Source organism: Noviherbaspirillum cavernae, assembly GCF_003590875.1.
Classification (GTDB): Bacteria; Pseudomonadota; Gammaproteobacteria; order Burkholderiales; family Burkholderiaceae_D; genus Noviherbaspirillum; species Noviherbaspirillum cavernae.
In genome coordinates this window covers 2959164-2975155 of the sequence record NZ_QYUN01000002.1, presented here as the reverse complement: position 1 = coordinate 2975155, position 15992 = coordinate 2959164, and the positions used below count along the sequence as shown (strand labels likewise).

Annotated in this window: 16 protein-coding genes; 8 read left to right on the top strand and 8 right to left on the bottom strand. The window is 61.1% G+C overall.

Annotated features, from left to right (window positions below):
* Positions 1-4: 4 nt before the first annotated feature.
* From rsfS to D3870_RS13915, 6 genes are all read right to left on the bottom strand, one after another.
* Positions 5-640, bottom strand: a complete 636-nt coding sequence (gene rsfS, locus D3870_RS13940; RefSeq protein ID WP_119739983.1) for a ribosome silencing factor — start codon at positions 638-640, stop codon at positions 5-7.
* On the bottom strand, positions 640-1314 hold the full coding sequence (locus D3870_RS13935) for a nicotinate-nucleotide adenylyltransferase (RefSeq protein WP_119739981.1): 675 nt from the start codon (positions 1312-1314) through the stop codon (positions 640-642). Before D3870_RS13935 ends, rsfS begins: the two co-directional genes overlap by 1 nt.
* A complete protein-coding gene (gene hemF, locus D3870_RS13930) occupies positions 1305-2231 on the bottom strand; it encodes an oxygen-dependent coproporphyrinogen oxidase (protein ID WP_119739979.1) in 927 nt (308 codons plus the stop codon). Before hemF ends, D3870_RS13935 begins: the two co-directional genes overlap by 10 nt.
* Positions 2232-2320: 89 nt before the next feature.
* Positions 2321-2674 (bottom strand): bleomycin resistance protein, encoded by a 354-nt coding sequence (locus tag D3870_RS13925; RefSeq protein WP_119739977.1) that lies wholly within the window; start codon positions 2672-2674, stop codon positions 2321-2323.
* 6 nt (positions 2675-2680) lie between these two features.
* On the bottom strand, positions 2681-3958 hold the full coding sequence (purD, locus tag D3870_RS13920) for a phosphoribosylamine--glycine ligase (protein ID WP_119742123.1): 1278 nt from the start codon (positions 3956-3958) through the stop codon (positions 2681-2683).
* A gap of 100 nt (positions 3959-4058) precedes the next feature.
* Positions 4059-4784 carry a YebC/PmpR family DNA-binding transcriptional regulator gene (locus D3870_RS13915; protein WP_119739975.1) on the bottom strand — a complete coding sequence of 242 codons (726 nt, stop codon included), beginning with the start codon at positions 4782-4784 and terminating at the stop codon, positions 4059-4061.
* A 158-nt stretch (positions 4785-4942) separates the two neighbouring features.
* Here D3870_RS13915 and D3870_RS13910 point away from each other — a divergent pair, with 158 nt between their 5' ends.
* The 7 genes from D3870_RS13910 to D3870_RS13885 all read left to right on the top strand — a co-directional run bounded on the left by D3870_RS13910 (position 4943) and on the right by D3870_RS13885 (position 12153).
* A complete protein-coding gene (locus tag D3870_RS13910; protein WP_119739973.1) occupies positions 4943-6493 on the top strand; it encodes a helicase HerA-like C-terminal domain-containing protein in 1551 nt (516 codons plus the stop codon).
* A 121-nt stretch (positions 6494-6614) separates the two neighbouring features.
* Complete coding sequence (locus D3870_RS13905; RefSeq protein WP_119739971.1) at positions 6615-7526, top strand: DMT family transporter; 912 nt, start codon at positions 6615-6617, stop codon at positions 7524-7526.
* Positions 7527-7534: 8 nt separating this feature from the next.
* Complete coding sequence (locus tag D3870_RS13900) at positions 7535-8314, top strand: SDR family oxidoreductase (protein ID WP_119739969.1); 780 nt, start codon at positions 7535-7537, stop codon at positions 8312-8314.
* Between the two features lie 21 nt (positions 8315-8335).
* Positions 8336-8725: a methylglyoxal synthase gene (locus tag D3870_RS13895; protein ID WP_119739967.1), complete on the top strand. Its 390-nt coding sequence runs from the start codon at positions 8336-8338 to the stop codon at positions 8723-8725.
* Between the two features lie 23 nt (positions 8726-8748).
* A complete protein-coding gene (locus tag D3870_RS13890) occupies positions 8749-9723 on the top strand; it encodes a quinone oxidoreductase family protein (protein WP_119742121.1) in 975 nt (324 codons plus the stop codon).
* Positions 9724-9742: 19 nt separating this feature from the next.
* The gene (locus D3870_RS22560) at positions 9743-9898 is read left to right on the top strand and encodes a hypothetical protein (RefSeq protein ID WP_199710805.1); all 156 of its coding nucleotides are present in this window, start codon (positions 9743-9745) and stop codon (positions 9896-9898) included.
* Between the two features lie 182 nt (positions 9899-10080).
* Positions 10081-12153: a DUF1631 family protein gene (locus D3870_RS13885; RefSeq protein ID WP_119739966.1), complete on the top strand. Its 2073-nt coding sequence runs from the start codon at positions 10081-10083 to the stop codon at positions 12151-12153.
* A 38-nt stretch (positions 12154-12191) separates the two neighbouring features.
* On the opposite strand, the gene D3870_RS13880 is transcribed toward D3870_RS13885, so the two are convergent.
* The gene (locus D3870_RS13880; RefSeq protein ID WP_119742119.1) at positions 12192-12824 is read right to left on the bottom strand and encodes a DUF4136 domain-containing protein; all 633 of its coding nucleotides are present in this window, start codon (positions 12822-12824) and stop codon (positions 12192-12194) included.
* Between the two features lie 92 nt (positions 12825-12916).
* Positions 12917-13258: a hypothetical protein gene (locus D3870_RS13875; protein ID WP_422879667.1), complete on the bottom strand. Its 342-nt coding sequence runs from the start codon at positions 13256-13258 to the stop codon at positions 12917-12919.
* A 71-nt stretch (positions 13259-13329) separates the two neighbouring features.
* Here D3870_RS13875 and pepN point away from each other — a divergent pair, with 71 nt between their 5' ends.
* Positions 13330-15990 (top strand): aminopeptidase N, encoded by a 2661-nt coding sequence (gene pepN / locus D3870_RS13870; RefSeq protein WP_119739962.1) that lies wholly within the window; start codon positions 13330-13332, stop codon positions 15988-15990.
* The last annotated feature ends 2 nt before the right edge of the window (positions 15991-15992 follow it).

Below are 15992 nucleotides of genomic sequence, written 5' to 3'. Positions count from 1 at the left end.
CCGATCAGGCGGTCTTGGCCTTGGCGGGGGTGCGCTTGGCGGTGGCTTTCTTCGGTGCGGAGCTGGTGCTCTTTGGTGCCGCCACCTTGACCTTCTTGCCGACAGGCACCTTGGCGGTTTTGGCTGCAGCAGTCTTCTTCGCGGTCGTGGTGGTAGCGGTGCGGGTCGTGGTTTTTCGTGCCGGTTTCTTCGGTTCGTCGTCGAGCGTGGCCTGGCTGGCGGCCAGATGGCGCGTTGTTCGCTTCTTCGGCGCTTCGTCGGCGCCATCCGCGCTCGCGGTGCGTTTGGAAGTGCGCTTGGCGGCGCCGAGCTTGATTTCCTTCTCGCCCCAGATTTCTTCCAGACGGTAGTAGTCGCGGATCGCCGGCTGCATGATGTGCACGATCATGTCGCCCAGATCGACCAGCACCCATTCTCCGGTGTCTTCACCTTCGATGCTGATGATGCTGCCGCCGTTCTCCTTGACCTTGTCGCGCACGGATGCCGCGAGCGCTTTCGTCTGGCGGTTTGAAGTGCCGGATGCGATTGCCATGCGGTCAAACAGGCTGGTCAGGTGGACGGTGTCGAATGCGCGGATGTCCTGGGCTTTGACGTCCTCGAGGGCGTCGATTACAAGAGCTTGAAGTTTTTTGATGTCCATTAGTATGCTTGGTGTGTATAGAGGTGATGGTGTTTTATATAGTCTAGCACCGCGGGCGGGATCAGCGATTCCGGTTGTTCTTCGCGTTGAAGTGCGGCACGTATTTCCGTCGCGGAAATGTCGATCGCCAGATTCGTCGCGAGACAGGTCAGGCCATGCGACGTTTCCCGAATCTGCTGCGGCGTCGCGGCGCGCCGTGCAAACTCGCGCGCCACTTCCGCCGGTACATGGCCGGCGTCCAGCGCGAAGCCCGGGCGCGATGCGGCGCAAATGTGGGCGTAGTCGAATAGTCGCTGCCAGTCCTTCCAGGTATTCAGTTTCTGCAATTGATCGGCGCCTATCAGGAATGCGATTGACGTATCAGGGCCCGTTTCGGCGCGGATCGCGCGCAGCGTGTCGATGGTATAGCTCGCGCCATGGCGTTCGATTTCCTGCCGGTCGATGGTGACGTTGAAAGCCTGCTTGTCGTAGGCGAGGCGCAGCATGTGCAGGCGATCTTCTGCGCTCGCCTGAAGGTTCCCTTTCTGCCATGGATTGCCAGCCGGGATGATGCGCACTTCGTCGGGAAAGAGCAGCTTCGCGAAATATGCGACCAGCGCGACGTGGCCGTTATGCACCGGATCGAAACTGCCGCCGAGGATGGCGACGCAGCGTCGATGCGCGTTCACACCCATTCCCGATGGATCAGGAAATCGGAATACAGCCGGGCCTCATCGCTGCCCGGTTCCGGCGTCCAGCCATAGCGCCATTTGACGATGGGCGGCATCGACATCAGGATCGATTCGGTGCGTCCGCCCGATTGCAGGCCGAACAGCGTGCCGCGGTCGAATACCAGATTGAATTCCACATAGCGTCCTCGCCGATACGCCTGGAAATCGCGCTCGCGCTCGCCGTAAGGCGTGTCCTTGCGCCGCTGCAGTATGGGCAGGTAGGCATCGAGAAAGCCATCGCCGACGCTCTTCATCATCGCGAAGCTTTGCTCGAAGCCGAGCGCGTGGAAGTCATCGAAGAAGATGCCGCCCACGCCGCGCGGTTCCTTGCGATGCTTCAGGTAAAAATACTCGTCGCACCATGTCTTGAAGCGTGGATGCAGATCGTCGCCGAAGGGCGCAAGCGCGTCGCGGCAGGTTCGATGGAAGTGTGTCACGTCTTCCTCGAAGCCGTAATACGGCGTCAGGTCCATGCCGCCGCCGAACCACCAGACCGGCTCCTGTCCGGGCGCGGTTGCCGTGAAAAAGCGTACGTTCATGTGTACGGTGGGTGCGTACGGATTGCGCGGGTGCAGCACCAGCGACACACCCATCGCTTCCCAGTTGCGTCCGGCAATGTCGGGGCGGTTGGCTGCCGCAGAAGGCGGCAGACTTTGGCCGCTGACATGCGAAAAGCCGACGCCGCCACGCTCCAGCACATTCCCTTCCTCCAGAATGCGCGAGATACCGCCGCCGGAAATCGGCCCCATGCCTTCCGGTCGCTCCCAAGTGTCGTTGATGAATTGCCTGCCGTCGATGGCTTCCAGCGCGGTGATGATGCGCGCCTGCAAATCGAGCAGCCAGGTCTTGACGATGAAAGGGGAGGTGGGGGACTGGATCACGATGTTTCGGGTAAAAAGAATCAGAGGGGATTTTACCCCTGGGTACCTTGGCGGGTTGGCAAGCAGGTTCCGCGCAATGGTGAAGCTGATCAGGCGGTTTCTTCGGCAAAGGTCACGAGATTGCCATCCGGATCGAGGATGGAGAATTCACGCATGCCCCACGGTTTGTCGGACAAGGGGTCGTTCGGATGAATGATGTTCAGCGCCGCATACGCGTCAAAGAGTGCATCGATGCCTTCGACATGGATCCTGCAACCGGTTGCCTCGGCGATGCGCGGGTCGTTGCACAGCCAGAAATGGATGGCAACGCCGTCGCGTTCAACGATGCCGTAGTCCGGATATGCGGCGATGCTCGCAAAGCCGAGCTGCTCGAAAAAAGCAAGGCTGCGCCCGATGTCTGCCGAAGCCAGCTTGGGGATGGCTGCCTTGAACCGGGCGCTCATTGTCGCTCAGGCAGGACGCTTCAGCGCCCGCCAGCCGATATCGCGGCGGAACTGCATGCCGTTGAAGCGGATCTTGTCGACGGCGTCATAGGCGTGCTTCTGCGCCATGCGTACGCTGTCGCCCAGTCCCACCACGCACAGCACCCGGCCGCCGGAAGTCAGCAGCTTGCCGTCGTCGGTGAGCGTGGTGCCGGCATGGAAGGTCACGCAATCCGCAGTCTCATCGGGAATGCCGCTGATCACGTCGCCCTTCGTCGGCGCGTCCGGATAGCCGCCGGCAGCCAGCACCACGCCCAGCGCGGTACGGCGATCCCATTCGAGCTCCACGGCATCGAGCGTGCCATTGACTGCATGTTCCATGACGCCGACCAGATCGGTTTTCAGGCGCGCCATGATGGGCTGCGTTTCCGGGTCGCCCATGCGGCAGTTGAATTCCAGCGTCTTCGGATTGCCCTTGGCATCGATCATCAGGCCGGCGTACAGGAAGCCGGTGAAGGGGATGCCGTCCTTCGACATGCCGAGCACGGTCGGGTTGATGATTTCGCGCATCACGCGCGCATGCAGCGCCGGCGTCACGATCGGCGCCGGCGAATAGGCACCCATGCCGCCGGTGTTCGGGCCTTCGTCGTTGTCCTTCAGGCGCTTGTGATCCTGGCTGGTGGCCAGTGGCAGCACGTGCTTGCCATCGACCATGACGATGAAGCTCGCTTCCTCGCCGGCTAGGAATTCCTCGATCACGACGCGTGCCCCGGCGTCACCCAGTTTGTTGTCAGACAACATCATGTCAACTGCGGCATGCGCCTCGTCGACCGTCATCGCCACCACTACACCCTTGCCCGCCGCGAGGCCGTCGGCCTTGATCACGATCGGCGCGCCTTTCTGGTTGATGTAGCGATGCGCGGCGGCGACATCGGAGAAGGTCTGGTAATCGGCGGTGGGAATGCGGTGGCGCTTCATGAACGCCTTGGCGAAATCCTTCGAACTTTCGAGCTGCGCCGCTTCCCTGGTCGGGCCGAAAACCTTCAGTCCCTGGTCGCGGAAGATATTGACGATACCGGCGGCCAGCGGTGCTTCCGGCCCGACCACGGTCAACGCGATGTTTTCCTTGATGGCGAATTGCGCCAGCCATGCCGGATCGGTGATCGGCACATTTTCCAAACGGAGATCGAGCGCGGTGCCGCCGTTGCCGGGGGCTACGTAGACCTTTTGGATACGCTCGGATTGAGCCAGCTTCCAAGCCAGGGCGTGTTCGCGGCCGCCTGAGCCGACTACAAGTATTTTCATGGACATATCACTATGACATTGTTCGGGTAGCGCGGACCGGAAATCCGTGCTGATGGGAGATTGTCTGCCGGCTGTTGCCGGCGCGACGGCCGTGGAGGCCTTATTCCTCGATCACGGCGTTGGTATAGACCTCTTGCACATCGTCCAGGTTTTCCAGCGCGTCGAGCAACTTTTGCATCTTCAGCGCATCGTCGCCGGTGAATATCGTTTCGGTCGCCGGCTTCATCACGACTTCCGCCATTTCAGCCTTGAAGCCGGCTTTTCCCAGTGCATCCTTGACTGCGGAAAAGTCGTGCGGCGGCGTGATGACTTCGATGCCGCCTTCGTCGTCGGTCATGACGTCTTCCGCGCCGGCTTCGAGCGCCGCTTCCATCAGCGCGTCTTCATCGGTGCCGGGAGCGTAAAACAATTGCCCGCAGTGCTTGAAGAGAAAGGCCACCGAACCTTCTGTGCCCATGTTGCCGCCGAACTTGGAAAACGCGTGGCGCACTTCCGCCACGGTACGCACGCGATTGTCGGTCATGCAATCGACAATGATGGCCGCGCCGTTGATGCCATAGCCTTCGTAGCGGATTTCCTCATAGTTGGCACCATCCAGCCCGCCGGTGCCGCGCTGGACCGCACGGTTGACGTTGTCTTTCGGCATGTTCGCATCGGCCGCCTTGTCCACTGCCAGACGCAGGCGCGGATTGCTGGCCATGTCGCCGCCGCCCAGACGCGCCGCCACCGTGATTTCCTTGATCAGGCGGGTCCAGATTTTGCCTCGCTTGGCATCGGTTGCGGCTTTTTTATGCTTGATATTGGCCCACTTGCTATGTCCAGCCATGAGGAGTCTTTCTTGGAGATGAGTTAATTTGGCGTCGCTCAATGATTCGTTTCGCGCCTTGCTGCCCGGCTCAAAATAAAATATTGACAAGCCTGAAATCAATCTACAATTTTAGCATATCGACCCTTCCCGAAATCCGCCCGGAATCCCTGAAAACAATGCCGAATCCACTCCTGATCGCGAAGAATGAAGCCCCGAATCAAGCCCCTGAGCTGGTCCTGTTGCCGAACCTCGCCAACCGTCACGGATGCATCACCGGCGCGACCGGAACCGGCAAGACCGTGACCTTGCAGACCATGGCGCAGGCGCTGTCGGACATCGGCGTGCCGGTGTTCATGGCCGACGTCAAGGGCGACCTTTCCGGCATGGCGAAGGCCGGGACCTTTATCGGCAAGGTGAAGGAACGCTTCACCCAATTGAAGCTCGACGAGCCGAAATGGGAAGCCTGTCCCGTCACATTCTGGGACGTATTCGGCGAGAAGGGCCATCCGGTGCGGGCGACCATTTCCGATCTCGGCCCCTTGTTGCTGTCGCGCATGCTGAATCTGAATGACACACAGCAGGGTGTGCTGCAACTGGTATTCAAGATCGCCGACGACAATGGACTGCTCTTGCTCGACATCAAGGACCTGCGCGCGATGCTGCAGCATGTCGGCGAGAACGCATCCGAATTCCAGACCGAATACGGCAACATTTCTGCCGCCAGCGTCGGTGCGATCCAGCGCGGCCTGATCGCGATCGATGAGCAGGGCGGTGACCGCTTCTTCGGCGAACCGATGCTCAACATCGAGGATTTCATGCAAACCGATGCCAGGGGCAAGGGTATCGTCAATATCCTCGCGGCGGACAGACTGCTGAATTCGCCGCGCCTGTACGCGATTTTCCTGCTGTGGATGCTGTCGGAACTGTTTGAGGATCTGCCGGAAGTCGGCGATCTCGACAAGCCGAAGCTGGTGTTCTTCTTCGACGAAGCGCACCTCTTGTTCAACGAAGCGCCCAAGCCCTTGCTGCAGAAAATCGAGCAGGTCGTGCGCCTGATTCGCTCCAAGGGTGTCGGCGTGTATTTCGTCACGCAGAATCCGCTCGACATCCCCGATACCGTGCTCGGCCAATTGGGCAACCGGGTGCAGCATGCCTTGCGGGCCTACACGCCGCGCGACCAGAAGGCGGTGCAGGCGGCGGCGGAGACTTTCCGTCCCAATCCGCAACTCGACACCGCGCAAGTGATCACCGAGCTGGGTGTGGGCGAAGCGCTGATTTCTTTCCTCGACGCAAAAGGCAGCCCCACCATGGTCGAGCGCGGTTTCGTGGTGCCGCCGGCATCGCAAATCGGTCCGATCAGCGACGCCGAACGCAGCGAAATCATCGCCAATTCCGTGGTGGCCGGCGTGTATGAAAAGGTGATCGACCGCGCATCGGCTTACGAACATTTCAGGGGGCGCGTGATTGCTAAACAGGAAACGTCGCCCAATGCGCCGCAGTCGTCCCGCAATGGCGATGCCGGCACGGCAGCCGAACCGTCTTCATCCGGTATTTCCATCGGCGACATGCTCAGTAATGCGATGGGCGGGCTGTTCGGCAGCGGTAGTAATGCACGTCGCAAGGACACGGTGGTAGAGGCCGCAGTCAAGTCGGCAGCGCGCAGCATGGGCTCGCAAGTGGGACGGGAAATCATTCGCGGCGTGCTGGGATCGATCATGAAACGGTAGGCGAAGGGCGCTTGGCTCTTGCCTATCCGTATGGTGGCATGTCCGCGCCGCGACGGCTTGCGCCTTCCATTGGCCCGCGCCGCAAAATGTGCAAAATCGCACCGCATCGTACAATCGCGCTATGCCTTCCGCCACGCTTGAATCTTCCAATCGGCAAAGCCTGCTTGCCGGTCTCGCCATCGCCATCATCGGCGCCATTCTTTTTTCGGCCAAGGCGATCGTCGCCAAGCTTCTGTACCGCTATCACATCGATGCAGTGACGCTGATTGCATTCCGCATGATTTTTTCGCTGCCGTTTTTCGCGGCACTGGCGATCTGGAAGGGCAGCACCGGCGAACCTCTCACCAATGGCGAGCGCGGCAGGATCGTGGTGCTGGGCTTGCTTGGGTACTACCTGTCGAGCTTTCTCGATTTTCTCGGACTGCAATACATCACCGCGGGACTGGAGCGCCTGATCCTGTTTCTGACGCCATCCTTCGTGCTGCTGATTTCGGTCGTGTTCCTGAAGAAAAAAATCACGATAGTCGAATGGCTGGCGCTTGGCACTGCGTATCTCGGCACCGTGTTGGTGTTTTTGCACGATGCCAGGGCCGGCGGGTCGAACGTCATACTGGGCGGCGCATTCGTGCTGGGCAGCGCCATCGCCTATGCGATCTATCTGCTGATGTCCGGTGAAATGGTGCGCAAGGTCGGGTCGCTGCGTCTCGTCGCCTATGCCATGTGCGTGTCGAGCGTGGCATGCATTGTGCAGTTCTTCCTGCTGCGGCCGCCGGCAATGCTGATCCAGCCGATGCCGGTCTATGGCTTGTCGATCGTGAACGCCGTGCTGTGCACGGTGTTGCCGGTGATTCTGACCATGGTCGCGGTGGAGCGGATCGGTGCCGCCACGACATCGCAGGCCGGCATGATCGGGCCGGTATCGACACTGTTCCTGGGCGCGATGATTCTGGATGAGCCGATCACCGCCATTCAGCTTGCCGGCACAGGTCTGGTGTTGGTCGGCATATATTTGTTATCACGAAAGAAATCGTAGGGGACGAAATGGATCTCGGAATACGCGGCAAACATGCGCTCGTCTGCGGCGCGAGCAAGGGACTGGGGCGCGGCTGCGCCGATGCGCTGGCGGCGGAAGGCGTCAACATCACGCTGGTCGCACGCACGGCCGATGCGCTGGAAGCGGCAGCGGAGGAAATCCGCCGCGCGACCGGCGTGACGGTCAATGCGGTGGCGTGCGACATCACGACCGCCGAAGGCCGCGCCATGGCGCTGGCCGCGTGCCCGCAGCCGGACATTCTGATCAACAACGCGGGCGGGCCGCCGCCGGGTAATTTCCGCAACTGGACGCGCGACGACTGGATCGCCGCGCTGGACGCGAACATGCTGACGCCGATCGAGCTGATCAAGGCCACGGTCGATGGCATGATGGCGCGCCGCTTCGGCCGCATCGTCAATATCACCTCCAGTGCGGTGAAAGCGCCGATCGATATCCTCGGTCTGTCGAATGGTGCGCGCTCCGGACTGACGGGTTTTGTCGCGGGTGTTGCGCGCACGACGGTGGCGCACAACGTCACCATCAACAACCTGCTGCCGGGGCAGTTCGAGACCGATCGCCTGAAGAAGACGCTCGGCGCGTCCGCCACTGCCGCAGGCAAGAGCCTGGACGAGGTGGCTGCGGCACGGCGCTTGCAGATTCCCGCGCAGCGTTTCGGCAATGCGGCGGAGTTCGGGGCGGCGTGCGCATTCCTGTGCAGCGTGCACGCCGGTTACATGACGGGGCAGAACGTGCTGCTCGATGGCGGCAATTATCCGGGCACATTCTGATTTTTTCGAGACGGGGCAGCGGTGAAAAAGCGAATTGCATTGATCGCGCATGACAACAAGAAGGACGAGATTGTCGAGCTCGCGTCCGAATTTGCCGATGTGCTGCGGCAATGCGTGCTGACCGCCACCGGCACCACCGGCAAGCGCTTGTCGCAGGAAGTGGGATTGACGATCGAACGCAAGCTGTCCGGCCCGCTCGGCGGCGATTTGCAGATCGGTGCGGAACTCGCGGAAGGCAAGATCGACGCCGTCATCTTCCTGCGCGATCCGCTGACGCCGCAGCCGCACGAACCCGATATCAACGCGCTGGTGCGCGCATGCGATGTGCACAACGTGCCGTGCGCGACCAATCCGGCGACTGCGCGGATCCTGCTGTCGCAACTGACGCCGCGTCATCCTTCCCATTCATGAGCAATAACAAGAGCGAGGCAACCATGGCAAAAGCAATCAGGATATTCAAGATCGGCGGTCCCGAAGTGATGGAGTACGTTGAAGTCGAAGCAGGCAATCCCGGCCCCGGCGAAGCACGCGTGCGCCAGGCGGCATGCGGCTTGAATTACATCGACGTGTACTTCCGCACCGGCGCCTATCCGCAGCCGCTGCCGGGCGGTCTGGGGATGGAAGGTGCGGGCGTCGTGGAAGCGGTAGGCGAGGGTGTGACGCACGTCAAGGCGGGCGACCGCGTCGCCTATGCCGGCCGCCCGTCCGGCGCGTATGCGGAAGTGCGTGTCATGCCGGCCGCGCCGCTGGTCAGGCTGCCCGACGCCATCGATTTCGACACCGGCGCGGCGATGATGCTGCAGGGATTGACCGTGCAGTATCTGTTCCGCCGCACCTATCGCTTGCAGGGCGGCGAGACGATCTTGTTTCATGCGGCAGCCGGCGGCGTCGGCTTGATCGCCTGTCAGTGGGCGAGAGCGCTGGGCGTGACGATGATCGGCACGGTCGGCTCCGACGAGAAAGCGGCGCTCGCGAAGGCGCACGGCTGCACCCACACCATCAACTACAACACGGAAAATTTCGTCGAGCGCGTCAAGGAAATCACCGGCGGCAAAGGCGTGCCGGTGGTCTACGATTCGATCGGCAAGGACACCTTCACCGGTTCGCTCGACTGCCTGTCGCCGCTCGGCATGATGGTCAGCTTCGGCGCGGCATCGGGGCCGGTGCCGGCATTCACCCTGAACGAACTGGCGTCGCGCGGCTCGCTGTTCCTGACCCGGCCATCGATCTTCAATTACATCGCCAAGCGCGAAGACCTCGATGCGATGGCGGCCGACCTGTTCGGCATGGTCGAGAGCGGCCGGATCAGGATCGACATCAATCAGCGTTATGCGTTGCAGGATGTGGCGCAGGCGCATCGCGATCTCGAGTCGCGCAAGACGACCGGATCGACCATTCTCATTCCCTGATCAATAAGGAAAGATGCAGATGGAAGATTCCAATCACAATCCGATGAAGCACCCGGAAGAGCAGCCCGCCGGCACGGACGACGCGCCACGCTTCGGCCGGCTGCTCATCATTTTGGTGGCGGCGGTGCTTTTCGTGATGGCGCTCACCTTTGTGTCGGAGTGGCTGTATACCTGAGCTTGCGGCAGGCGAGGCCGGTCTTGCCGGCGCTGCTGTCCTGCGCTTGAATTGCAAAGATGGCATCAACCTCCCGGTGCCGTCCTTGATGTTATCTGCATGGCAAGCGATACATGAAACCCCTTTGATTTCCTGTTGTTGCCTACTAGAATCATCGGACATGAACGCGCCCTCCGTCCCTCATGGCCGACCAGCTTGCCAATCATCCATGCGATAAAGCCGTGCCGCCGTCCTTCCGGATGCCGGTATTGAGGACGCTCGTATCGATTGCATCGCAACAGCTTGCGGCGCAACAGGATGCATTCGTGTCACGTCTGCTGGATGCCTTGTCCACACTCGCGGACCATGCCGCTCGCTCGAGCGACACGGAGATCGCCGCGAATGCGTTTCGTCACCTGAGCAGGAACAGGGCGACCTTTCACCGCTTGTTGCCTGCGTGTCTCGCCGACGCCTTGCAGCAGGAGCTCCGTGCGACGGAACAGCCGGAAAAATCCCCGATGGAACGCGACGCCATCGATCTGTCGCTCGTGACCTTCGAGGCGATGGAACAGAAGGTGTTGATCGACCACCTCAGTCATGCGCTTGACGCTGCCAATACCGAAGCACTGGATGCCTTGAATATCCGCATCGCCAGCCTGCTGGGAAAGGTCGAAGTTGGCATCGCGCACAATCCGTTTCGCCCGCACGTCTTCCTGCAGGCCGTCGCCGATGCATGGGGCAAGTTCGATCTGAGCGGCACATCGCAGCGAGTGGTACTGAATCAGATGCGGCCGGAAGTGTTTCTGCAGCTCGATCCGATTCTGCGGGCCTTGAATGACGCCCTGATCGCCAACGGTATCGTGCCGAATCTGGCCGACGCATATCGCCTGAATAAACTGGCCAGCCATGCGCGGCACGCCGGCGAGATGCCGCGCCGCAATCTGCCGATCTACGACAAGCTGAATCGCTGGCTGTCGCCTTCGGAGCTGGGCACGGCCGCGGGTCCGCATGGCCGGCAAGCAGTCACCCATCCCGGCTTGCGCGACTATCTGCGCGGCATGCAAGGCGCGCAAACGGATGCATCTGTGCTGCGCCAGATTGGACAGCAGGCGCCGCGCGGCATGCTGTCGCAGGCCGATGAAAATGCCATCGAACTGCTGGCGCGCATGTTCGACCGCGTTCTCGATGAGCCGCACATCCCCGCCGATATCAAGCGGCTGCTGGTTCGCTTGCAAGTGCCGATGCTGAAGGCGGCACTCGCCGACGACGAATTCTTCTTCCGGGCCGACCATCCGGCGCGCCGCCTGGTCGACACGGTCGTCAAGTCCGGCGTGGGCATGGAACAAGGACCCGTGCATGACGATCCGCTGTACCGCATGATTGAAGGCCTCGTCGATCGCGTGCAGCAGGAATACGATGCGCAGCTCGCCATGTTCGACAATGCCGCCACCGATCTGGAATCCTTCCTTGCGCAGGAAGCGCAGGTCGCCGATGCGGCGCTGTCGCACGCCGTGGCGCAGGCCTTGCAGCAGGAGCGCATCGCGCGCGCAAGGGAGCTGGCGGCGCATCATGTGTCGCTGCGGATCGAGTCCGGCGAGGTGCCGGGGTTTGTCGAAGCGTTCCTGCAGTCGCAATGGACGCGCGTGCTGGGCCTGGCGCATACGGTGGAAGACACCCGGCCCGATGCCTTGCCCGGTGCGCTCAAGGCGATGGACGAACTGATCTGGAGCGTCAAGCCGAAGAACGGCGGCGACGAGCGCAAGGAACTTCTCGGCAGGCTGCCGTCACTGTTGTCCACACTCAATGCGTGGCTCAACGTGGTCAAGTGGGACGGTGCGGAGCGGGTCGCATTCTTCTCGTCGCTGGCCGAACGCCATGCGTCGATCGCGCGCACCGCCGGTGAACTGTCGCCGCGCGCGCAGCTCGAAATCACGATGAACGCGGTGCAAAGAGCAAGCGAACGCCGCCTCAACCTGCGCGCGACGGAGCAGGCGGATCAACCCGCCGACGTGTCCATGCATCTGGTCGACGGCCTCGAACCTGACGCGTGGGTCGAGTTTGTCCGCAACAGCGGTGCGAAAGCAAGATACAGGCTGGCATGGATCAGTCCGCGCCGTACCCGCTTCATCTTTGCCGGCAGGCGCGGGCAGGAACCGTTTACGCTGACCTTCGAAGAGCTGGCGCAATCGTTCCGCGAAGATGGGGCGACGGCGATTTCGATTGACGCGGCGCTGGATCGCGCGATGAATGCGGTGCTGGAGGAAATGGATGCCTGACTCCGGGTCGCTGCCGCATCGATCGCGGCAGCGCCGACTCATTTTTCCATCTTCAACTCGATTTGCCGCGGCACGCCGTTCGGTCCGGGAAAGTCCGCAAACGCGCTGCGTATCATGTAAGGCATGACCGCCGCCAGCGAACCGTTGGCGCCTTCGCTCACCACGGTCGTTTCAAACACCGTCTTGCCGTTCGAGGTCTGCGCCAGGGCAAACTTCAATTGCCGGTTAAACACCTGAAAACTGCTGTCGCGGCGCTCGACAATCGGCGGGCCGTACCAGAACGGATCGTAGAACGGGCCGTAGTAGCCGCGCCAATAGGGACCCGGCCAGAACGGTCCCGGCCAGTAGGTGTTGACGATGACCGGCTCCACCACGCGCACGTCGCGCACCGTGACTTTATAGCCCATCGATGCCTTGAGTTTCGCCGCTGCGATAGTCGGAACTTCCCGGAATCCAAGGCGCACCAGCTCGGCGCTCGCCAGGTTTTCATAGTTGCGATATTCGAGGCTGTTTTCCTGTTCCTGCGTGCGCTCGAAGACGAAGGTCTTGTCCTGCAGGCTGGCCGGTAATTCGTGGAAGGAAGTCACATTGCTCTTGACCACCGGTGTGGTGCATCCGCCGAGCATCACGCCCGCAACGACAATCAACTTCACAGTCAGCCAACGCTTCATGGATTTCTCCAGCTGGGAGAAATTCAGCATAGGCGGCTTGTGGAAAATTTCCATCAACATTTGCAACTCGCAACAAAAAACTTCAAGGGAAATCAACGCGGATTTTCGAAAAAGATGTAACTCGCGCCGAAATCGCTGATCTCGAAATAGACTTTTTTCTCGCCGGCATCGGCAAGCATGTTGAAGTTTTCATCAAGAACGCCGTAGCCATAGCGATACGAGCGCGGCGACTTGTCATCGGTGCCCAGCGCGGTCGAGATCTTGTCGATATGGATGAAGCGCCGCACCAGCTTGTCGCCTGCATAAAATTCCAGCACGCCATTCGTCCCCGTCCAGTTCTGCACGGTCCGGCTGATCTTATTTTGTTGCTCCTGGGTACATGACGAAAGGACAAGCGGCAGGGCGGCCACGAAAAGCGCAAGGGATGGTTTCATTGATTGGGGTCGCATACGGTTGGTTGGTAGAATGCCATTTTGCTTCAAAACTCCGACGCCAATTATCCCTTATGCGCACCGATACTCCCCAAACGATTTATCGCAAGGACTACACACCGCCGAGCTATTGGGTCGACACCGTCGAAATGGGTTTCGACCTCGACCCGGCCATCACGCGCGTCGCGACTCGGCTCACGATGACGCGCAACCGCGACAGCCGCAACAAGAGTCTCGTGCTGTGCGGCGAAGCGCTGGAACTCGTGCAGTTGCGCATGAACGGCAAGCCGCTCACGAAGCGCGCCTACACGCTGCACGATGGGACATTGGAGATTTTCAATGCGCCCGACAAGGTCACGCTCGAAATCGAGACGCTGACCCATCCGGATCGCAATACCTCGCTGATGGGTTTGTACGTTTCCAACGGCAACTTTTTCACGCAATGCGAAGCCGAGGGCTTCCGCAAGATCACCTACTTCCCCGACCGGCCCGACGTGATGGCGAAATACACCGTCATGCTGCGCGCCGACAAGAAGAAGTATCCGGTGCTGCTGTCCAACGGGAACCTGATCGAGGAAGGCGATCTTGGCGATGGCCGTCACTACGCCGTGTGGGAAGACCCGTTCAAGAAGCCGTCCTACCTGTTCGCGCTCGTCGCGGGACAACTCGTTTGCCAGGAAGAAAAGTACACGCTGCAGTCGGGCCGTGAAGTGCTGCTGCAGGTCTGGGTCGAGGAGGGTAATCTCGACAAGACGCAGCATGCGATGGATTCGCTGAAGAACAGCATCCGCTGGGATGAGGAACGCTTCGGCCTGGAACTCGACCTCGACCGTTTCATGATCGTCGCGGTCGGCGACTTCAACATGGGCGCGATGGAGAACAAGGGCCTCAATATCTTCAACACCAAGTACGTGCTGGCCAATCCGCGCATCGCGACCGATGCCGATTACGCCGGCATCGAATCGGTGGTGGGCCACGAGTATTTCCACAACTGGACCGGCAACCGCGTCACCTGCCGCGATTGGTTCCAGCTATCGTTGAAGGAAGGCCTGACCGTGTTCCGCGATCAGGAATTTTCCGCCGACATGATCGGCACCGACAGCGGCCGCGCGGTCAAGCGCATCGAGGACGTGCGCGTGCTGCGTCAGGCGCAGTTCCCGGAGGACGCCGGCCCGATGGCGCATCCGGTGCGGCCCGATTCCTACGTCGAGATCAATAATTTCTACACCGTCACCATCTACGAAAAAGGTTCGGAAGTGGTGCGCATGTACCAGACCCTGCTCGGCCGCGACGGCTTCCGCAAGGGCATGGATCTCTACTTTCAGCGGCACGACGGGCAGGCGGTCGAATGCGACGACTTCCGCGCCGCGATGGCCGATGCCAACGACCGCGACCTGACGCAATTCGAGCTGTGGTACAGCCAGGCCGGCACACCGCGCGTGACCGTGGACACGCATTACGATCCGGTCGGCAGGAAGTACGAACTCACGCTGTCGCAATCCTGCCCGCCGACGCCCGGCGAGGACAGGAAGCTGCCATTCCACATTCCGGTCAAGGTCGGCTTGCTCAACAGCCATGGCAGCGATATGCCGCTCCATCTCGAAGGACACGCGCAGGCCGGCACCACAATGGTGCTGGAACTCACGAAGGAGAAGCAGACCTTCGTCTTCACCGACGTGCCGGAGCAGCCCGTGCCGTCCATCCTGCGCGACTTCTCCGCGCCGGTGATTCTGGAAATCGACTATACCGACGTCGAACTCGCCTTCCTGATGGCCAACGACAGCGACCCCTTCAATCGCTGGGAGGCAGGCCAGCGCCTTGCCATGCGCCGCATGCTGGAACTGACCCGCGACGTGCAGGACGGCCACGTGCTGGCAGATGACGATGGCGACGAGCCTGTATTGACGGAGAGCTTCCGCGCCATGCTGGACGCCACCGCGCTCGATTCCGCGTTCCGCGAATTTGCCTTGACCCTGCCGTCGGAAACCGTGATCGCGGAACAGATGGACATGGTGGACCCGCAGGCGATTCACACGGTGCGCCGGTTCCTGCGCCGCTCGCTGGCAAGCGCGCTGCGCATCGACTGGCTGGTTGCCTACCAGTCGAACCGCACGCCCGGCACCTACAGCCCTGACGCCGCATCGGCCGGCAAGCGCGGCTTGAAGAACCTCGCCTTGTCCTACATGATCGAACTGGATGACATCGAAGCGCACGTGCTGGCGCAGACCCAGTACGACAACGCCAACAACATGACCGACCGACTGGTCGCGCTGACCGCGCTCGTCAACAGCAATGCGCCTGGCAAGGTCGCCGCGCTCGACACCTTCTATAACGAGTTCGAAAACGAAGCGCTGGTCATCGACAAGTGGTTCATGCTGCAAGCCACAGCCCGCACCACCGACGTCAAGGCCGTGCGCAAACTGATGAAACATTCCGCATTCACGCTGAAGAACCCGAACCGCGCGCGCAGCCTGCTTTTCGGATTCTGCAACGGCAACCCATCGCAATTCCATGCGGTCGACGGCAGCGGCTACGCCTTCTGGGCGGAGCAAGTCATCGCGCTCAACGCGATCAACCCGCAAGTCGCGGCACGCCTCGCGCGCAGCCTCGACCGCTGGCGCAAGTACGCACCCGTCTTGCAGGGCAAGATGCGCGCCGCGCTGAAGCAGGTCGCCGACACCAAGGGCCTGTCGAAAGACGTGCTCGAAGTCGTCACCAAATCCCTTGCCAATTAATC